The 19,324-nt window shown below is 66.7% G+C and carries 17 protein-coding genes and 2 tRNA genes; 9 read left to right on the top strand and 10 right to left on the bottom strand.

The genetic code is table 11. From position 1 onward, the window contains the following. The 3 genes from IP69_RS20025 to IP69_RS20010 all read right to left on the bottom strand — a co-directional run. A partial coding sequence (locus IP69_RS20025; protein WP_054144583.1) for an ATP-binding protein occupies positions 1 to 1,791 on the bottom strand: 1,791 nt, incomplete at its 3' end. After that, positions 1,788 to 2,438: a response regulator transcription factor gene (locus tag IP69_RS20020; protein WP_054144582.1), complete on the bottom strand. Its 651-nt coding sequence runs from the start codon at positions 2,436 to 2,438 to the stop codon at positions 1,788 to 1,790. The genes IP69_RS20025 and IP69_RS20020, both read right to left, overlap by 4 nt. A gap of 617 nt (positions 2,439 to 3,055) precedes the next feature. Continuing rightward, a tRNA-Gln gene (locus tag IP69_RS20010) sits at positions 3,056 to 3,130 on the bottom strand. 217 nt (positions 3,131 to 3,347) lie between these two features. Between IP69_RS20010 and IP69_RS20005 the strand changes: the two genes are divergently transcribed. Then, a tRNA-Pro gene (locus IP69_RS20005) sits at positions 3,348 to 3,424 on the top strand. A 114-nt stretch (positions 3,425 to 3,538) separates the two neighbouring features. On the opposite strand, the gene IP69_RS20000 is transcribed toward IP69_RS20005, so the two are convergent. Then, positions 3,539 to 4,207 carry a hypothetical protein gene (locus IP69_RS20000; RefSeq protein ID WP_156323571.1) on the bottom strand — a complete coding sequence of 223 codons (669 nt, stop codon included), beginning with the start codon at positions 4,205 to 4,207 and terminating at the stop codon, positions 3,539 to 3,541. A gap of 134 nt (positions 4,208 to 4,341) precedes the next feature. On the opposite strand from IP69_RS20000, the gene IP69_RS22025 reads away from it, so the two are divergent. Next, positions 4,342 to 4,479, top strand: coding sequence for a hypothetical protein (locus IP69_RS22025; RefSeq protein WP_156323570.1), 138 nt, complete (start codon positions 4,342 to 4,344; stop codon positions 4,477 to 4,479). A 245-nt stretch (positions 4,480 to 4,724) separates the two neighbouring features. Here the strand turns inward: IP69_RS22025 and IP69_RS19995 are convergent, their stop codons facing one another. Further along, on the bottom strand, positions 4,725 to 5,351 hold the full coding sequence (locus tag IP69_RS19995; RefSeq protein WP_054144579.1) for a biotin transporter BioY: 627 nt from the start codon (positions 5,349 to 5,351) through the stop codon (positions 4,725 to 4,727). A 124-nt stretch (positions 5,352 to 5,475) separates the two neighbouring features. Between IP69_RS19995 and IP69_RS19990 the strand changes: the two genes are divergently transcribed. Beyond that, positions 5,476 to 6,390, top strand: a complete 915-nt coding sequence (locus IP69_RS19990; RefSeq protein WP_054144578.1) for an MBL fold metallo-hydrolase — start codon at positions 5,476 to 5,478, stop codon at positions 6,388 to 6,390. A gap of 3 nt (positions 6,391 to 6,393) precedes the next feature. Here the strand turns inward: IP69_RS19990 and IP69_RS19985 are convergent, their stop codons facing one another. Further along, complete coding sequence (locus tag IP69_RS19985; RefSeq protein WP_054144577.1) at positions 6,394 to 7,170, bottom strand: DUF1499 domain-containing protein; 777 nt, start codon at positions 7,168 to 7,170, stop codon at positions 6,394 to 6,396. 232 nt (positions 7,171 to 7,402) lie between these two features. Between IP69_RS19985 and IP69_RS19980 the strand changes: the two genes are divergently transcribed. Next, the gene (locus tag IP69_RS19980; RefSeq protein WP_248306911.1) at positions 7,403 to 7,804 is read left to right on the top strand and encodes a MarR family transcriptional regulator; all 402 of its coding nucleotides are present in this window, start codon (positions 7,403 to 7,405) and stop codon (positions 7,802 to 7,804) included. A 26-nt stretch (positions 7,805 to 7,830) separates the two neighbouring features. On the opposite strand, the gene IP69_RS19975 is transcribed toward IP69_RS19980, so the two are convergent. After that, positions 7,831 to 8,352, bottom strand: a complete 522-nt coding sequence (locus IP69_RS19975) for a hypothetical protein (protein ID WP_054144575.1) — start codon at positions 8,350 to 8,352, stop codon at positions 7,831 to 7,833. Between the two features lie 224 nt (positions 8,353 to 8,576). On the opposite strand from IP69_RS19975, the gene IP69_RS19970 reads away from it, so the two are divergent. Both IP69_RS19970 and IP69_RS19965 read left to right on the top strand, forming a co-directional pair. Beyond that, positions 8,577 to 9,956 carry an aspartate aminotransferase family protein gene (locus tag IP69_RS19970; RefSeq protein WP_054144574.1) on the top strand — a complete coding sequence of 460 codons (1,380 nt, stop codon included), beginning with the start codon at positions 8,577 to 8,579 and terminating at the stop codon, positions 9,954 to 9,956. 436 nt (positions 9,957 to 10,392) lie between these two features. Then, complete coding sequence (locus IP69_RS19965) at positions 10,393 to 11,286, top strand: metallophosphoesterase (RefSeq protein WP_054144573.1); 894 nt, start codon at positions 10,393 to 10,395, stop codon at positions 11,284 to 11,286. Between the two features lie 39 nt (positions 11,287 to 11,325). Here IP69_RS19965 and IP69_RS19960 read toward each other — a convergent pair whose 3' ends face one another. Next, positions 11,326 to 11,922 carry a L,D-transpeptidase gene (locus tag IP69_RS19960; protein WP_054144572.1) on the bottom strand — a complete coding sequence of 199 codons (597 nt, stop codon included), beginning with the start codon at positions 11,920 to 11,922 and terminating at the stop codon, positions 11,326 to 11,328. Between the two features lie 227 nt (positions 11,923 to 12,149). Between IP69_RS19960 and IP69_RS19955 the strand changes: the two genes are divergently transcribed. Then, complete coding sequence (locus IP69_RS19955) at positions 12,150 to 13,079, top strand: histone deacetylase family protein (protein WP_054144596.1); 930 nt, start codon at positions 12,150 to 12,152, stop codon at positions 13,077 to 13,079. A 259-nt stretch (positions 13,080 to 13,338) separates the two neighbouring features. Continuing rightward, complete coding sequence (locus tag IP69_RS19950; protein ID WP_054144571.1) at positions 13,339 to 17,361, top strand: Pls/PosA family non-ribosomal peptide synthetase; 4,023 nt, start codon at positions 13,339 to 13,341, stop codon at positions 17,359 to 17,361. A gap of 24 nt (positions 17,362 to 17,385) precedes the next feature. Here IP69_RS19950 and IP69_RS19945 read toward each other — a convergent pair whose 3' ends face one another. Both IP69_RS19945 and IP69_RS19940 read right to left on the bottom strand, forming a co-directional pair. Then, positions 17,386 to 17,814 carry a type II toxin-antitoxin system VapC family toxin gene (locus tag IP69_RS19945; protein WP_054144570.1) on the bottom strand — a complete coding sequence of 143 codons (429 nt, stop codon included), beginning with the start codon at positions 17,812 to 17,814 and terminating at the stop codon, positions 17,386 to 17,388. Next, a complete protein-coding gene (locus IP69_RS19940) occupies positions 17,811 to 18,053 on the bottom strand; it encodes a type II toxin-antitoxin system prevent-host-death family antitoxin (protein WP_054144595.1) in 243 nt (80 codons plus the stop codon). Before IP69_RS19940 ends, IP69_RS19945 begins: the two co-directional genes overlap by 4 nt. A gap of 136 nt (positions 18,054 to 18,189) precedes the next feature. Here IP69_RS19940 and aroC point away from each other — a divergent pair, with 136 nt between their 5' ends. Continuing rightward, on the top strand, positions 18,190 to 19,308 hold the full coding sequence (aroC, locus tag IP69_RS19935) for a chorismate synthase (protein WP_054144569.1): 1,119 nt from the start codon (positions 18,190 to 18,192) through the stop codon (positions 19,306 to 19,308). Positions 19,309 to 19,324 lie beyond the last annotated feature (16 nt).

Below are 19,324 nucleotides of genomic sequence, written 5' to 3'. Positions count from 1 at the left end.
GAGGCCCCGCCCTGTCAGGGGCGGGGCCTCGCCCGCCGGACTCTCGAAACCCCGGCCGTCGTCGCGGATGCAGATGCGGCCGCGATCCCCGTCCGCTCCGGCGACGGTCTCGATCTCGACGGTGATGGTGCTGGCGCCGGCATGCTTGACCGCGTTCGTCACCGCCTCGTCGAGCAGGCGAAGCATCTGGATGACGTGGCCTGGGCGCAGCTCGGGATGGACGGGCAGACCCTGGGGGGTCAGCACGCGCCAGGCCAGCGCGATTTCATGGGCCCGCAACTGCGCCGCGATCCGCTCCCGCCAGGTCCCGAGCGCCAGCATCAGATCGCCGCCGATATCGTCCATCGCATCGATCACCAGCCGGAGATCCTTCAAAGCCGCCCGCGCCGCCTCGCCGATCGGCGCGGCCCGCTGCCGTTCGCTCAATGCGACGATGCTGACGAGCTGGCCGCCGAGCCCGTCATGGAGGTCGCGCATCAGCCGCGTCCGCTCGTTTGAGAGCGCCATGGCCCGGGCCCGTTCCTCGTCCCGCGCCAGGGTCGCTCGCAGCTTGTCCTCCGCCTCGCGCACGAGCGTGACCATCCTGCCGGCGAAGCTGTCGACCTGGTTCAGCGCCCGGGCGAAGCGCCAGGTCAGCCCGATGCCGATCGCGATCACCATCACCGAATAGGACAGGCGCGAGAAGAACACTCGCCGGTCGGGCGCGATGTCGAGGATCGACAGGATGTCGTGCACGCAGAAGAACAGCACGACCGTGACCGCGCTGCCGTGCATGAGGCCGATCACGTCCCGTCGCTGCAGGAAAGCGAGCGCGTTCAGGACGGCAATCAGCACGAGGCAGAACGCCACGGTCAGCGGGCCCAGAATCAGATAGGCAGCACGCACCGGGCCCGGACCGCCGATGAGCCCCGTTGCGGTGATGATCAGGCCGGGCAGGAACAGCAGCAGGGCGATCCGAGGGATCTTCAGCCCGAGGAACAGCATCAGGAACAGCACCCCGAAGGCGCTCTCCAGTGGCGCTGAGGCAATCAGCACCGCGTTGAGCCCGGCATAAAGAGACTGGCCGCTCGGGGCCGAGATGAAGGTCTGCATGACGCCAAGTGCCATCGCGGCGGCAAGCGCTCCATGTTCCGGCTCGTGGCGTCGCATCAACCACATCATGCCCAGGATGACCGCGAGGATGCTTTGCCAGGCGGCCAGCACGACCGGCAGCGTCACAAAGAGCAGGATGCGCTGGTCATAGACCGGTCGCAGCACGGCGTCCGGGCCGACATGGACGCGGTCGAGAAAGCCGGTGAGCGGCCCCCAGACGAAGAGTCTGACGGTCAGCTCGTTACGCCCCTCCCGCAGCAGCGCGCTCGGGATCACCGCGATCTCGGGTGAGCTTCGATCGGGCCGGTTCGCCGCCGGGTTGCGGCGGCTGTCGAGGATCTCGACGCCGTTGACCGCGACCGCGACGCCGTTGGTGAAGCGTGGCATCAATACCGACCAGGGCTCCTCCGACAGGCCGGGAGGTCTGTCGAAGGCCAGCACGTAGCGGGGCGGCCCCGCCATCGTGAAGCGGGCGCTATGGTGATGCGGCAGGCTGACCGCCACGCCCGGCGGCTCAAGCCGCGCCTCGGTGAGTTGCCAGCGAGGCGGCGGCTCGGGCGTGGGCAGGGCCACGAGGCCGAGACAACCGAGAACGACGAGCGCCTGCAGGGCGAGGTAGAAGAGCAGCCGCAGCGCCAGCCGGGGCGCGCCGACAGGCGCAGCCCGCCGTCGCTCCGAGTCGGCTGCCGCCGTGCTCACAGCCGGATCAGGCCCTGCTGCAGCGCCTCGAACACCGCTTCGCCGCGCGTGTTGACCTCGAGCTTGCGGTAGATGTTTTTGATGTGGCCCGGCACCGTCTGCCGCGACAGACCGAGATGGCCGGCGATGTCGGCATAGCTGAAGCCCTTGGCGATGCCCCAGAGGATATCGATCTCGCGCGGCGTCAGCCGCGCCGTGTTGAGTCCTTGCGCGGCCGGAGCCGCGGCGGGTTGCGCCTGCGTGCGCCGCACGATGAATCGCGCAATCGAAGCCGAGATTGGCGAATGGCCGGCGACGAGATCGCGCACCGTTGCCGCGATGTCGGTCGGGAAGGCGTCCTTCAGGAGATAGCCGGTGGCGCCCTGCCGGATCGCGGCGATGACGCTCTCCTCGTCGCCAAGGATCGAGATCACCATGATCTCCGTCTCGGGATGGCGCTGCCGCGTCTCCCTGATCAGGTCGAGGCCGTGGCCGTCGGGGAGTTGCATATCGGTCAGCAGCACACGGGGCGCCACTTCCATCAGGCAGGCCCGGGCTTCCATGATGGTCGCGGCGGAGGTGACGGCAAATTCACCGGTCGCTCCCAGCGCGTCCTGGAGGCGCCAGCGCGTCGGCGCGTCATCCTCGACAAGCAGCACCTTGATCATGGGCCGCCTTACTCCCCCGCCACGGCGCGCGTGCGGCCGACCCGCAGCTTAGCCTACGTCTTTAAAGGCCAACGTCATCCTAGCCGGTGGCGGCCTGCGGCGACAGCCCATGTTCATGGGGCGACTGACCGGGAGTGGCACCTCGTCGACCAGCGGCACAGACAAGGCGTGGAAGGGGAATTCTTTGCGTTCCGGCGAACCGGAGGATCCATGCTCCGGCATCATCAACGTGACCGAAAGGTGTGGTTCGGCTCTCCAGTTGCGGAGAGGTGTCAACCTCGGACAGAGCGCCGTCATCGCCGGGGCATAGTCCGAGATCGAGCGCCTCATGATGATGCTCGGGTTGGGTGCATCACCGCACAGCTCGCGCTCTAGGGCTTTCGACCCTCGCCCGCGTTTCATGGGTTAAGGACCGGCAGGGCCAATCCATCTTCAAGCAATTGGGACACTTTAGTCCTCCGGCAGGACCAGGAAGCGACCCATCAGAGACGCTTTCGCGTCAGGCTGAGCCGTGCTGACCGCCGCTTGGAACGATATCGCAGGGATTCGCGCAGCGTCCCACTCACGGCACAGCCCGGAAGCAGACGTTGCAGATTTTTCAGAGGCTTAGCATAGGCTGGCTGGGGCGGGAGGATTCGAACCTCCGAATGGCGGTACCAAAAACCGCTGCCTTACCGCTTGGCGACGCCCCAACGCGCCGCGCCTTCTAGAACGCGTCGATGCCTTTCGCAACCTGCCAGATCGTCGCCGGCTTGGACAGGATGTGAAGTTTTGTGTTGGGTGCGGAGCCCGGGAGGATGCTGGATGTCTTTTATGCTGTCGCGGGTGCCTGGGATAATTCGGCACATCGAGGCAAAGCGCCTGTTGCGTGCGAGGCCGGCGCTGGATATAAGCGCGCCACCAGTCAATCGGAGTGTGGCTCAGCCTGGTAGAGCACCTCGTTCGGGACGAGGGGGTCGCAGGTTCAAATCCTGCCACTCCGACCACTGGATTTCCCGAGACATGATCGTTGCCGGATGGAATGGGCCCTGCGGGGCCTTTTTCTTTGGGCGGCAGGCAAATGGCGGTCCCCTCGTCGCCATCGGCCACGCGTCGAGCGGTCAGCGCCCGTCGGGCGTCATCGCCATGATACGATCGAAGCGCTTGTCCGCGGTGAACAGGCAGCGCAGCGTCTTCATGCCCTCGCGGCCTTTGTCGACCCGGCCGTCGAGCTGATAGCCGCCCTCGGACGACGGCTGGACGGCACGCGCGAGCGCGATCTGTCGCGCGGGCACGCCGTACATCGGTGCCGCCTCACCGATGCAGCGCTCGCGCAGCATCCGGTCGGAGACGCCGGCACTGGCGCCGCCGGGCCGGCCGGTGAGTTCGATCGACAGGGTGTAGCGGCAGCTTTCGTTGCGGCGCGCCGCGTTGCGCATCAGATAAACCTGCATCCGGTAGGTCCCGGCCTGCGTCGCGCTCTGCCCGAACTCGTTGCCGGCGGCCGAGCCGATATGAGCCGCCTCGGCAGCGTTGCCAGGGGCATAGACATTCATGAAGCAGGAGCGGTTGGAGGGCTGGAACAGCAGCTGGAGGGTCTGTCCGGCGGCGGTTTCCACCGTGTGGTTGACGCCCCGGTCGCCCCGGATGGCGCCCTTCAGCGTGGCAGCGGTTGCGCCGGGCTTGAAGCGGACCGGCACGGTTTTGTCCTGCGCGGCAGCCTCGGCCATCGGGAGGATCGCCAGCGCCGCGAGTCCCGTCACCCCGGCTGCGAACATCGGTATCATCATGGCGCGGCCTCACAGCTTGCTGGGTGCCGATACTGGCTTGCCCTTTGGTCATGGGCAAGGCGGTGTCTCACGAGGATGTGGCCATCGGTTTGTCCAGCCTCTAGGATCGCCCGACATCCTCAGCGGAATCGATCATGAAGCGCGCTCTCCACCTCCTCGGCATCCTCGGCCTCGCGACCCTGCTTGCGGGCTGCGACAAATGCGGCAATCTCGGCCCGTTCTTCACCGGCCCGGAGCAGAAGGCCTGCAGCACATCGACGCCCAACGGTTGAGCCGGTCTAGAGCATGCTGATTTTACAAGGAACCACGGCGTCGTCGTCCCGGGCTTGACCGGTACCCTTGCCGGAACGCGTCCGATTAAGGTTCAGGAATGGATCCCGGATCTCCGCTTCGCTGCGTCCGGGATGACCCGCGCTTCCAAGAAAAATGAGCACGCGCTAGGTGGCGGGCCGATACGGAGGGATATGAAAAAGGCCGGGGCGCGAGCCCCGGCCTTTCATGTTTGGTTGGCTCGCGCTCAGCCGCGGCGCTGCAGCAGCGACCAGCCGGCGCGGGCGAGGCAGGCGACCAGCGCGAGCTTGACCAGATCGCCCAGGATGAAGGGCTGGACGCCATAGGCGAAGGCCTTGGCGAAGCCGATGCCGGTCGCGCCTGTCGCCATCTGGGCGCCCAGCGCCAGCCAGCCGAAGCCGAGAGCCATCATCACCGCCTCGGCGGCGACGAGCCCGCCGACCAGGCGCTGCAGCGAGGCGTCGCGCGCGGACGCCCAGCCGGCAAGGGCTGCTGCCGCCACGAAGCCGAGGAGGAAGCCGCCGGTGGGACCGACGAGATAGAGCGGGCCGGCCGCGACCGGCGGCGTGTTGGTGAAGACGGGTAGGCCTGCAAGCCCGTAGGCGATGTAGAGCGCGACCGTCGCGGCCCCCAGCCGCGAGCCGTAAGCCGCGCCGAGCCCGAGCACGGCGAGCGTTTGCAGGGTCATCGGAACCGGAAAGAACGGCACCTTGACCTTGGCGGCGAGGATCAGCAGCAGGCTGCCGGCGAGCGCGAGCGCGATGTTGCGCAGCAGGAGGGTGCGGGGCGCCGCGATGGCCGGAAGGGCCGCGCCGGCCAGCGTCGGGGCCTGGAGGGGAAGTAGATCGGCCATGGCTTATCGTCCTGTTCGCAAGGCCGCGCGGCGCGACCATCTTTCCCGTCTATAGAAAATGCGGCAAAGCCCGACAAGCGGCGTCGGGCGCCCGGCGGTGCCCATCCGCAGTGCAGGATCCCCCATGAGCGACGAGATCGAGTTCGACCGCAGCGCCACGACCCCGCCGGGCGAGGTGGCGCGGCTGTCGCCGCTGGTGCGTCGCGTCATCGCCGGCAATGGCGGACCGATGACCTTCACCGGCACCTGCAGCTACATCGTCGGGCAGGGTCGGGTCGCGATCATCGATCCCGGCCCCGACGATCCGGCGCATGTCGCGCGGCTTTTGGCGGCGGTCGCGGGCGAAACCGTGAGCCATATCGTGGTGACGCACACCCATCGCGACCATTCGCCCGCCGTGCCGGCGCTGAAGGCGGCGACGGGGGCGATCGTGGTCGGCTGCGGGTCGCACCGGGCGGCGCGCGAACTCGCCGAGGGCGAGATCAACCGGCTCGACGCGGCGGCCGACCGCGACTACGCCCCCGACAGCGAGATGGGTCATGGCGACGCCATCACCGGGCCCGGCTGGTCGCTGACGGCCGTCGCGACGCCCGGGCATACGGCAAATCATCTCGCCTTCACGCTCGCCGAGGAGCAAACCCTGTTCTCGGGCGACCATGTCATGGCCTGGTCGACCTCGATCGTGGCGCCGCCCGATGGTTCGATGGCGGCCTATATGGCGTCGATCGAGACCCTGCGCGGGATGGAGCAGGCCTTGTACTGGCCCGGCCATGGCGGGCCCGTGACCGAACCGCAGCGCTTCCTGCGCGGGCTGGTGCAGCATCGCCGGCAGCGCGAATCGGCGATTCTCAGCCGATTGCGGGCGGGCGACGAACGCATCGCCGACATGGTGCCGCCAATCTATCAGGGGCTGGCGCCGGCACTGCATGGGGCGGCCGCGCTTTCGGTGCTGGCCCAGATCGAGGATCTGGTGGCGCACGGCATCGTCCAGTGCGACGAGGTGCTGCCCTCGCTGACGAGCCGCTACCGGCTCGCCTGAGGCTCAGCGCGTCTCGATCAGCAGCTCGACCTCCTCAGCGAAGGCGGCGATCCGCGCTGCATTGACGCCGAGATCATGCGGGCCGAGGCGCGAGGCCGAGCGGATGTCGATGCGGCTGCCATCGGCGCGCGGGCGGATGCGGATGGTGATATCCTCCGCCGTGCGCAGGACCCGCGAGCGTGCCACGGCCTCGATCCGGCCTGCGCCGCTGCGGCCGCCGGGCCGGATCGCCTCCAGCACCTGCCACCCCCGGGCGAGCGCGGCGCGGCGGGCGATGTCGAAGGCGATATCGGCTGGAACCTCGAGCACGATCGGGACCGCCTTGGGATAGGCCCGGCGCTGCAGGCGGCGGCGCTCGATATCGAGATCGGGCGGCACGCGGCCGGCACGGGCATCGAGTGCCGCGCGCGAGCGGCTGAAGGCGGGCGGGTCGTCGATGTCGGTCGAGACATCTGCCAGGGCGGGAAGCGTCAGCAGCCGGACGCCGATGTAAGCGGCCGGGCCGAGCATCAGCACGCAGAGCAGGAAGGCGCCCGCCGCCATGCCGACGCCGCGATGGCCGGACTGCCAGATCCGGGCGAAGGCCATCAGCGACAAAAGCAGCGCCAGCAGCACCACGAGATAGGCCGCTGCGACCGGCGCCAGGCCCTCGACGCTCGGCTCGCCGGTGCGGAAGGCCAGCAGCGCCAGCGCCAGCACGGCCAATGCGAACCAAGCCAGCCGCCGGCTCCAGAGCGCGGCGCGCGAGACGGGTTCCTCGAAGACGAGACGGCGATGCATGACCCATAGGTGACGCTGCGCCGCGTCGAAGGCAAGGCAAGAGACCGCGGCGTCTCGCACGAGACTGCAAGACGGTTGCGCCGACACGATGGTTTGCACCTCGCAAGGTGGTTTGCGCGGGCAAGATGGTTTAGGCGTGATCTTTCCCCATGGAGGCCTTAAAACCTTGCCGGATATGACGACTGCCTCGCGTCCAGAGGCCACTGAACCGGATCGTGTCTGGTTCCGCTTCATGCGGCTGCATCAACGGATGCTGGTGCAGATGACGGCGCGCATCCGGGCGCTCGGCCTCTCGATCCCGCAATTCGACCTGCTCTCGACGCTGACCGAGCGCGAGGGCATCAGCCAGAACGAATTGGCCGAGCGGCTCTACGTCACCAAGGGCAATGTCTCGGGGCTGGTCGACCGGCTGGTCCAGGCCGGGCTGGTCGAGAGACGGGCCATCGCCGGCGACCGGCGCTCCTATGCGATGCATCTGACGGCGGAAGGGCGCCGGCTGGCTGAAGCGGGAATCAAGGCGCAGCGGGAGTTCGTGGCGCAAACGCTGGGCAGGCTGCCGACCACGGACCTCGCCGAACTCGACCGGCTGGTGCTGGCCTGGCGCGATCTGGCGCGGGCCGTCGACGGGGCCTGAATCCTGGTCGGTGCCGACCGGTTGCGTCAGGCGCCGATACGGTGCTTCTCGACAATCTGCCGGCCGCCGCCCAGGTCGCGCAGCACGAGCCGTTCATCGGCAGCGATCTCGCCGAGCACAGCCTCGCCCTCGCTGGTCAACGCGGTGGCGTGTTTCCTGACAAAAACGATGACCGGCCGGTTGCCGGCGGCCGACCAGCGTCTCAGCTGGGTGAAGTATGGCTCCTTGCGCCAGGCCTGCGCCGCGCCGGGGTCGGCCTGCACGAAGAGCCATCGCGTCGCGGCATCCATCGTCAGGACAAAACGCGCCTTTTCGGGCTTCCATTCGGGGCCAAGATAGTCCTGCGTCATCCAGAGGCAGAGAAAGTCGCGGCATTGCTGCGGACGGATCTCGTAGATCTTGCAGCCCCGGCCCGCCACGCAGTTGGGGCACCAGTTCCCGGCCGTCGCCCCGACGGGGGGGACATCGTAGACCTTGCAGCACAGGGTGCAGCTGCCGCATTGGCGAAGCGGTAGGGGCGGGCTGGTGATCATGGTCGCGTCAGGCATCCACGTCGCGTCTCGGGCATTCCGGCGTTTGAGCCGCCGGACCATGGCGGGGCGCGGGGAGGCTGGCAAGCATGGCGATGGTTGTCGGTGGGGAGCGATCCCATCTCGCACGGCGGCGCAGTCCTGCGGCAGAGTCTGCGCCGATGCGCGTGAAAATCGCTCAACCTTTGTGTCGCGGCCGGGTTATGGTTGTCACATTCAACGCCAGATCAGGGAACCGCACGATGCTGTCCAACCTCGCCGTTCGCGACATCGAGACCCTCGTCCATCCCTATACGAACCTGGCGACCCATCGCCAGGTCGGCCCGCTCGTGATCGAGAGCGGCAAGGGCGTCTTCGTCACGGATTCGAGCGGCAAGGACTATATCGAGGGCATGGCGGGGCTGTGGTGCACGGCGCTCGGCTTCTCCAACCAGGAGCTGATCGAGACCGCCTACGAGCAGATGAAGAAGCTGCCCTTCACCCATATCTTCGGCGGGCGCAGCAACGACCCGGCGATCGAGCTGGCCGAGAAGCTGAAGGAGATCGCGCCGGTCCCGATCTCGAAGGTGTTTTATGGCGCCTCGGGCTCGGATGCCAACGACACCCAGGTCAAGATGGTCTGGTACATGAACAATGCGCTCGGCCGGCCGCAGAAGAAGAAGATCATCTCGCGGCTGAAGGGCTATCATGGCGTCACTGTCGCCTCGGCCTCGCTGACCGGCCTGCCCAACAACCACATCGATTTCGATCTGCCGCTGCCGGGCATCCTGCATACTTCCTGCGCGCATCACTACCGCTTCTCCGAACCCGGCGAGACCGAGCTGGACTTCTCGTCGCGGCTCGCCGCCGAGCTCGAGGAGATGATCCTGCGCGAGGGGCCCGACACGGTCGCCGCCTTCATCGCCGAGCCGGTGATGGGCGCGGGCGGCGCGATCACCCCGCCGGACGGCTATTTCGAGAAGATCAACGTGATCCTGGCAAAGTACGACATCCTGTTCATCGCCGACGAGGTCATCACCGGCTTCGGCCGCACCGGCGAGATGTTCGGCACGACGACCTACGGTTTGAACGCCGACACCATTTCCTGCGCCAAGCAGATCACCTCGGCGTATTTCCCGCTGAGCGCGGTGATGATGAACGAGCGCGTCTATGAGGTTCTCGTCGACCAGAGCCGCAAGATCGGCACGTTCGGCCATGGCAACACCTATGCCGGCCATCCCGTTGGCTGCGCCATCGCCGTCAAGACGCTGGAGATCTACCAGCGCGATAAAATCGTCGAGCATGTCCGCAGCGTGGCGCCGACCTTCCTGCGGCGGCTGCACAAGCTCGCCGAGCACCCGCTGGTCGGAGAGGCGCGCGGTGTCGGCCTCATCGGTGCCGTCGAACTGGTGCAGGACAAGCTGACCCGTGGCTCCTTCGAGGGCAAGAAGGGCGTCGGCCCCAAATCGGTCAGCTTTGCCCTGGAAGAGGGGCTGATCGTCCGCGCCATGGGCGACCGTGTGGCGTTCTGCCCGCCGATGATCATCACCGAGGCCGAACTCGAGGAAATGTTCGACCGCTACGAGCGCGCGCTGAACAAGACGCTGAATTGGGCAAAGGGCGAGGGTCTGCTGGCGGCCTGAAGCGAACGGGGGGCGCAAGGGGGGCAATCCGCCTGCGTCCACCTCTCGTTCACCATTGTGGCGGTAGACTCCACACAGACACAAAATGCCTTGAACGCATCATGATGACGCCGCCGCGTCGTCCCGATCGCCGGTCAGGTTGGCCGGGTGGCGATGGCCAGGAACCATCGCGACCCGTGCAGCCAACCCAATCGGACCCCATGACCCCGTCCCAACCCCGTCGCCCGCCCGCCCAAGCGAGTTTCCACGATGCCCATGCCAAAGAGGTTTATGCCTCGTGGTTCCGTCCGATCGCTTTTCCCGCATTGGCTGCGGGAACCAGACGCGCGCCTGCCGCGTTGGGTCTGCGTGCGAAGGATGTACCATCCCGGCTTGCCGGTGTCCTTCGAAACGGTTTCCACGACTGACTTCCATAGACCCTCTTTCGAGACCTTCGATGTTTGACCGGCGCAGAGTCCTCAAGACTCTCGCCGGTCTTTTTTTTGCCTTTGCGGGCCCCGGCGCCTATGCCGCCGCCTGGGAGCCGACCCGGCATGGCGTGACGCGCTATCGGCTGACGCCGCGAGGCTGGCCTGCGGGCCAGACGCTGCGATTGGTGGTGATTTCCGACCTGCATATCGGCTCTCTGCATGTGCCGCTGAGCCGCGTGACCGAGATCGTCGATGCGGCCAACGCGCTTAAGCCCGACATGACACTCCTGCTCGGCGACTTCGTGGCGAGCCGCAAGCGATGGGCGTCTGATCCGGCCATGCAGGCCTGGGCTGCGGAACTGGGACGGCTGCAAGCCCGCGACGGGGTCTTTGCGATCCTCGGCAACCATGACTGGTGGCACGATCCGCAAACCCAGGCCAGGCGCGCCGGCCCCACGCTGGTCGGGCAGGCTCTGGAAGAGGCCGGTATCCCGGTGCTCGAAAACCGGGCCGTGAAAATCGCGACCGCCGGCGGACCGATCTGGCTGGCAGGGCTTGGCGACCAGATCGCGTTCCTGCCGCGCCGGCGCGGCATGAAGCATGGCATCGACGATCTTGCAGGCACGATGGCGCAGATCACCGATGACGATGCCCCGGTGATCATGATGGCCCATGAGCCAGACGTGTTCGCTCGGATGCCCGACCGCGTTGCCCTGACCCTGTCAGGGCATACGCATGGGGGGCAGGTCCGGCTGCTGGGCTGGGCGCCGATCGTGCCATCGCGCTATGGCAACCGCTATGCCTACGGCCATGTCCACGAGGACGGACGCGACCTCATCGTTTCGGCTGGGATCGGCACGAGCCAACTGCCGATTCGCTTCGGAATCCCGCCTGAGACGCTGCTGGTCGAGCTGGGCTGACCAAGGCAGAGCCGTGCTGGCGCCCTCAGGAAAGGCCTGTCAGGTGACGATGACCTTGGTGCCGTTGGGGACGCGGTTGAACAGATCGATCACGTCGATATTGCGCATCCGGATGCAGCCGGAGGAGGCAGAGCGTCCGATCGTCTCCGGCTCGTTGGTGCCATGGATGCGATAGAGCGTGTCCTGGCCATTCTGATAAAGGTACAGGGCACGGGCTCCGAGGGGATTGTCCGGGCCACCTTCCATGCCGCCGGCGCGGGGCGCCAGATGAGGCCAACGCGCGATCATCTCGGCAGGGGGTGTCCAGCGCGGCCATTCTGCCTTGCGCTGGATCACGGCCTGGCCGGTCCAGCCGAAAGCCTCGTCGCCGGTGGCGACGCCGTAGCGGATCGCCTTCTTGTTCGGCAGGACGTAATAGAGATACTTCTCTTTGGTATCGACCACGATGGTGCCGGGCGCCTGCCCCGTTGGGTCACTGATCTCATAGGGCAGATGTGTGAGATGATGCTCGAATTTTGGCACGAGAGCGATGTATTCGGCATCGCGTGCCGATAGGGCGGGGGCGTTCACGCTCTTGTATTGGCAGGCCCCGAGGAGGGTCGACATCGCCAATGCAAGGATCACTGTCTGTTTCATGACGTCCACCGCGCGGTCCGAAGGTAGTCTTTATGATGAATCGAGCGTTAAGGCTTCGTATCCGCCTCTGTCCGCAGACCAACCGCTTGTCGATCGACGGTCTAGGCGCGAAACGGACCTGGCGCAATTCAGGTTCCCTCTGAGCCGGCGGAAACGGGCGTTTCGCGCCCTGGCGTGGCATGGCGGCCACGCTTCCAGGCCGCAATGAACGAAAAAAGAGGCCTGCCGTGACAACCCTGCTGATCACCCACCCGTCCAGCCTTCGGCATGAGACTCCCGAAGGCCATCCCGAGCGGCCCGACCGTATCCGTGCCGTCGAGGCGGCGCTGGAGGATGAGCGCTTCTCGGGGCTGATTCGCGAGAGCGCCGCGCTGGGCACGCTCGATCAGGTGGTGCTGTGTCACCCGCGCGACTTCGCCGAGAGGATCGTCGCGGCCGCGCCCCGCGACGGGCTGGTCCGGATCGACGACGACACAACGATGTCTCCGGGCACGCTCGAAGCCGTGCTGCATGCGGTCGGCGGAGCGGTCCAGGCGGTCGATGAGGTGATGACGGGGCAGGTCGCAAACGCCTTCTGCGCGATGCGGCCGCCCGGACATCATGCCGAAAGCGTCAAGGCAATGGGGTTTTGCTTCTTCAACCAGGCCGCCATCGCGGCCCGGCACGCTCAACGGCATCATGGTGCGCAGCGCGTGGCGATCATCGACTGGGATGTCCACCACGGCAACGGCACCCAGGAAATCTTCTGGGACGATGCGAGCGTGCTCTATGCCTCGACCCATGAGATGCCGCTCTACCCCGGCACGGGTGCGGCGTCCGAACGCGGCGAACACGGCACCATCGTCAATACGCCGCTGCAAGCCGGCGACGGCTCCGAGGCGTTCCGCGAGGCGATGGAGACCGTGCTGCTGCCGCGCATCGTGGATTTTTCGCCAGATCTGCTGATCATTTCGGCGGGGTTCGACGCGCATTGGCGCGATCCGCTCGCCAATCTCAATCTCAGTGAGCCCGATTTCGCCTGGGCGACGCAAAAGCTGATGGACATCGCCGACCGCTCCTGCCGCGGACGCCTCGTCTCGATCCTCGAAGGTGGCTACGATCTCGAGGGCCTGTCGCGCTCGGCGGCCGCCCATGTGCTGGCGCTGATGCGAGGCTGAACCGCGCCGCCGGCCGCTCGGCATGCGCGGGCTGGTGACCGCGTTCACCGCCGGTTCACGCGTTGCCTTGCAGGAGAGCAGCCGCCGTGCGATGCCGTGCTGCGGCGGCAACGCTCGGTCGGGGGGTATAGCCGGACATCGCATCGGAAAGATGCGTTTCTCCGAGCAAAAACAAGGTGCGTGAGGGTTGCATCGGACAGGGAACGGCGCGGGATCGCGCCGCCCTGCAGCGCTGCCGGCCTGATCGCAGCGGGGCGCGATGAACGACATGAGCACGCTGTCGGCAACGACAGGGTCGGCGGCTGAAAATCCGCTCGCGATGATGGCGGGTGAGAAGCGGCTCGATTTGCTGCGTGACGAGGTGCTGGGCGAGGTTTTCGCCGCGACGGTGGCTGAGCGCGGCGGCCATCCGGCGCTGGTCGATGCGTCAGTTCAGCAGAGCTATGAGGCGGTCTGGGCTGCCGCGGGGCGGCAGGCGCGCAGTCTTGCGCTCGCCGGAGTCGGTGCGGGCGATCTCGTCGGCCTGTGGATGCCGCGCGGCATCGAGCTTCTGATCGCGCAGATCGCGATCACCCGCGCAGGCGCGGCCTGGATCCCCTTCGATGCCGAGGCTCCCATCGAGCGCATCGCCATCTGCCTCACCGACGCGGATGCCAAGGGCATCGTCACCGCCGCCGCCTGGCAGGAGCGCGCAGCCGCGACGCAGCGCAGCGTCTGGACGCCGCAGGATCTGGAATCCGGCGATGACGGCGTGGCGATGCCGGCGCGGGCCGCAGGGCTGACCAACGATCACCCGGCCTATCTGATCTACACCTCCGGCTCGACGGGGACGCCGAAGGCGATCGTCATCAGCCATCGCAACATCTGCCATTTCCTGCGGTCCGCGAACGCGCTCTACGGCATCAGCGAGACCGACATCGTGTTCCAGGGGGCGTCGGTCGCCTTCGACCTGTCGATGGAGGAGATCTGGACGCCCTATCTGGTCGGCGCGACGCTCTATGTGGCCTCGCCCGAGACGATGGGAGACGCCGAAAAGCTGCCGGCGCTGCTGACGCAGGCCGGCGTCACCGTGATCGACACCGTGCCGACGCTGCTCGGCATCCTGCCCGCCGACATCCCCTCGCTGAAACTGATCCTGCTCGGCGGCGAGGCGCTGCCGCCCGCGACCGTGCAGAAATGGGCCAGGCCCGGCCGGCGCATCCTCAACACCTACGGACCGACAGAGGCGACCGTGGTCGCCACCGCAGCCGAGGTCGCGCCTGGCGAAACCGTCACGATCGGCAAACCGATCCCCAACTATACCGTCTACATCGTCAACGAGGCCATGGCGCTCGTGGGCCAGGGCGAGCAGGGCGAATTGCTGATCGGCGGCCCCGGCGTGGCTCGCGGCTATCACGGACGCCCCGAGCTGACGGCGGAGAAATTCATCGCCAACCCGTTCGGCAGCGCCTTGGGGTGCGACGATCCGGTGCTGTACCGCTCCGGCGACGCCGTCAGCCTCGACGACAAGGGCAACATCGTCTTCCACGGCCGCATCGACGACCAGATCAAGATCCGCGGCTTCCGCGTCGAGCTTGGCGAGATTGAAACCAAGCTGTCCGACGAGCCCGGCATCAATCAGGCCGCGGTGGTGATGCGGATCGACGACGAGATCGAACGGCTCGTCGCCTTCGTCGTGGCCGAACCGGGCGTGGCCGTCGACGGCGCGGCCCTGCGCGCCTCGCTGCGCGAGCAATTGCCGGCCTATATGGTGCCCGCGCATTTCGAGGCTGTCGGCTCGCTGCCGCGCATGGTCTCCGGCAAGGTCGACCGCAGGATGCTGAAGGCCGCGCCGCTGACGGCACCGAGCGCAGCCGGCGAGCAGGAACCCCCGCGCAATGCGACGGAAGCGGCGCTGCTCGAAGCGGCCAAGCGCGTGCTGGGTGCATCCAGCCTCCCGCTGGAGGCCGATTTCTTCGTCGATCTCGGCGGCCATTCGCTGCTCGCGGCGCGGTTCATCTCGATCGTGCGCGAGACGCCGGCCTATGCCGGCATCACGCTGCAGGATGTCTATGGCGCGCGGACCTTGCGCGGCATGGCGGCGCTGCTCGACGGACGCGGCATCGCCGAGGCGCAGGACCTCTCCTTCACGCCGCCGCCCTTCCTTCGCCGCTTCCTCTGTGGGCTGGCCCAGGCCGTCGCTCTGCCGGTCATCATCGGCCTGTCGACGGCGCAGTGGCTGGGCATCTTCGTCACCTACATGCTGCTCTCGGGCGAGGATCTGCCGCTGGTCGGACAGATCTTCGCGCTGCTCGGCGTCTATGTCGCCATCACCATCGTGACCGGCTTCATCGCGATCGCCCTGAAATGGCTCGTGCTCGGGCGCACCAGGCCCGGCGTCTACCCGCTCTGGGGCGTCTATTATTTCCGCTGGTGGTTCGCGTCGCGCGTCGCCGGCCTCGTCCACATTAAGTGGCTGCAATCCACCCCGGTGATGCGGTTCTACTGGCGGCTGCTTGGCGCCCGGGTCGGCCGGGACGTCATGATCTCCGATTACGAGGCCGGGGCGATCGACCTGATCAGCGTCGGCGACGGTTCGTCGCTCGGCGCCAAGACGACCTTCGCCAATGCCGAGGCGCTGGGCGACAAGCTGATCATCGGCACGATCACCATCGGCCGGGACGTCTATGCCGGCTCATCCGTCGTCTTCGGCCATGGCTGCATCGTTTCCGATCATGCCGAATTGCTCGACCTGACCACGGTTCCGCCCGGCGGGCATGTGGGCGAGGCCGAAATCTGGGACGGCTCTCCGGGGCGCAAGATCGGCATGGTTGATCTGGCTTCGCTGCCGCCCCAGGCGGAGGCCGGGCCACGCCGGCGCGCGGCGATGACGGCGTTCTACATCCTGATGCTGATCGTCCTACCACCGGTCAGCCTGCTGCCGATCTTCCCCGCCTTCATGCTCTTCGACAAAATCGACGACTGGATCGCGACCTGGTCGGAGGTCAGCTATCTCTGGTACCTGCCGATCCTGACCTGGCCGACCGCGATCGGTCTGATCACCCTCACCGTGTTCCTGATGGCAGCCTTCCGCTGGCTGATCCTGCCGCGCGTCTCTTCCGGCTCCTACTCAATCCATTCCGCCTTCTTTGCGCGGAAATGGACGGTCGGCCTGGCCACGGAAGTGACGCTCGAGACGCTGTCCTCGCTGTTTGCGACCATCTACATGCGGGCCTGGTACCGGATGATGGGGGCATCGATCGGCAAGGGCTCGGAGATCTCCACCAACCTGTCGGGGCGCTATGACGTTACCGGCATCGGGGCTGGCAACTTCATCGCCGACGAGGTGGTGTTCGGCGACGAGGACATGCGGCGCGGCTATATGCGGCTCGACATGACCCGCACCGGCGACCAGGTCTTCGTCGGCAACGATGCAGTGGTGCCGCCGGGCGCGCATATTCCCGACCGCGTGCTGATCGGCATCAAGTCGAAGCCGCCGGCCAATGAGTTGATGAAGCCTGGCGACACCTGGTTCGGCTCGCCCCCGATCCAATTGCCGACACGGCAGAAGGTCGATCTCGGCGCGAACTGGACCTATCGGCCTTCCTGGCAAAAGCAGACGCTACGCGGTGTGTTCGAGGCGCTGCATACCTCCTTTCCGGCGATGCTGTTCATCACCTTCGGCACGCTCGCCGTCGATCTCGTGCTGCAGGAGCGTATCTATCTCCGGGATTGGTCTGGGCTCGTCCTGTCCTTCATGGCGGTGGCGGTGCTGATCGCCGTCGCGCAGGCGCTGATCTGCGTCGCCATCAAATGGCTGATGATGGGCGTCTACAAACCGGTGATGAAGCCGATGTGGTCGTGGTGGGCGATGCGCACGGAATCGATCGCCGTGCTCTACTCGGGCCTCGGTGGCAAGGTGCTGTTCGAGTATCTGCGCGGCACCCCCTTCCTGCCTTGGTTTCTGCGGCTGTTTGGCGCGAAGTTCGGCAAGGGCGTCTGGATGGACATGACCGACATCACCGAGTTCGACTGCGTCACCGTCGGCGATTTCTGCACCATCAACGCCCATTCGGCCCTGCAGACGCATCTCTATGAGGATCGCGTGATGAAGGTCGGAAGGGTGAGGCTCGGGCGGGGCGTCTGCGTCGGCGCCGCCGCAACCGTGCTCTACGACACCCATGTCGGCGATTATGCCCAGGTCGGCCTGCTGACCGTGATCATGAAGGGCGAGAACCTGCCGGCGCATACGCGCTGGGAGGGTGCGCCGGCGGTGCCGGCGGGTAAGCCGATGGGGCATTGAGCTGAAAGGCGAACCCAGCTGTTTTCAGCCAATCAACTGTGTCGAACACCCCAGATCGGTGCCCGCCGCTGCGAGCTTGATGTCCCGCGTGCAGAGCGTCAGCGTGTTGCTTTTCGCTATGGCCAGGTGCAGCGCGTCGCCAGCCCGCAAGCCCTGGAGGCTTAGGCCGGCGAGATTGGCCCCGATGCGGAACTCCCCACGCGTGACCGGCAGGACATCGAACTCTCCGGCCGTGAGGCTGTCGAACTGGAACTGCGCTTCCTCCCGGAGGCCGGCCGAAATCTCATTGAGCGCTCGCTTGCGAGACAGGGCGGCCGCGAACTCGACAACGACCCAGTCGCTGACGGCGAAGCGTATCCCGCCCCGACTCGCCAGCCAGTCATGGACGGCTTCCGATGCCTGCTCCTGGACGAGCGCGGAGACGACGAGGGAGGTATCGAGGTAGAGCCTCAATAGCGTGCGTCGTCGCGCAGCCTTCGCATGAAGGTGCCCGCGTCCTCGTCTTGCATCGGCTGTGATCTGGTGAATGCCCTGAGCTTCTCGACATCGAGAGGCTTTTGCGGTTTCTCGATTGCGGTCAAGCGCGCAACGGGCTTGCCATGCCGTGTAATGCAGATGCTTTCGCCGGCTTCGACCGCATCGACCAACGCGCTCAACTGGGCTTTCGCCTCCGCCAAGGCAACAGATCTCACATCGACCTCCTGACCATATAATTGGTCATAATATACCAATGTGACACGGGTCTGCCAAGGGATGCCAGTGGCTTCCTGGCTTTCACGTTCCGCCATTCCAGCCTAAAGAACGCAGCTTCTCGCCTCAGGCTCCATCATGTCCCATAACAGCTTCGGCCATCTCTTCCGCGTCACCACTTTCGGCGAGAGCCATGGGCCGGCCATCGGCTGCGTTGTCGATGGCTGCCCGCCGTTGATCCCGCTGAGCGAGGCCGATATCCAAGGCGATCTCGACCGGCGTCGGCCGGGCCAGTCGCGCTTCACCACGCAGCGCCAGGAGCCCGACCAGGTGCGGATCGTCTCGGGCGTGTTTCCGCGCGAGAGCGACGGCGTGCAAGTCACCACGGGCACATCGATCGGGCTGATGATCGACAATGTCGACCAGCGCTCGAAGGACTACTCGCAGATCAAGGACACCTACCGGCCGGGCCACGCTGATTTCACCTATGACGTGAAATACGGCATTCGCGATTATCGCGGCGGCGGGCGCTCCTCGGCGCGGGAGACGGCGATGCGGGTCGCGGCGGGTGCTATCGCGCGCAAGGTCGTGCCGGGACTGGTCGTGCGCGGGGCGCTGGTGCAGATGGGCCCGCACAGAATCGACCGCGGCAACTGGGACTGGGACGAGGTCGGCCGCAACCCGTTCTTCTGCCCCGATGCGAAAGCCGCCGCCTTCTTCGAGGGCTATCTCGACGGTGTGCGGAAATCCGGCTCCTCGATCGGCGCCGTGCTCGAGATCGTCGCCGAGGGCGTGCCGGCGGGACTTGGCGCGCCGATCTACGCCAAGCTCGATGCGGAGATCGCGTCGGCGCTGATGAGTATCAATGCGGTCAAGGGCGTCGAGATTGGCGACGGGTTCGACGCCGCTGCGCTCTCGGGAGAGGAGAATGCCGACGAGATGCGCGCCGGCAATGATGGCTCACCGCTGTTTTTGTCCAACCATGCCGGCGGGGTTCTCGGCGGCATCTCGACGGGGCAGCCGATCGTCGCGCGCTTCGCGGTGAAGCCGACCTCCTCGATCCTGGCGACACGGGCGACCGTGACGCGGACCGGTGGCGAGGCGGAGATGTTCACCAAGGGTCGACACGACCCCTGCGTCGGCATCCGCGCCGTGCCGGTCGGCGAGGCGATGGTCGCCTGCGTGCTGGCCGACCAGTATCTGCTGCATCGGGCGCAGGTGGGCGTCGGCGAGGCGCGGTGGCCGTTTCGGGAGTAATGCGCTCCGCCGATAA

Source organism: Allobosea sp. AAP35, from assembly GCF_001295925.1.
Classification (GTDB): domain Bacteria; phylum Pseudomonadota; class Alphaproteobacteria; order Rhizobiales; family Beijerinckiaceae; genus Allobosea.
Note: the sequence above shows the minus strand (reverse complement) of the source record. Positions and strands in the feature narration are given on the sequence as shown.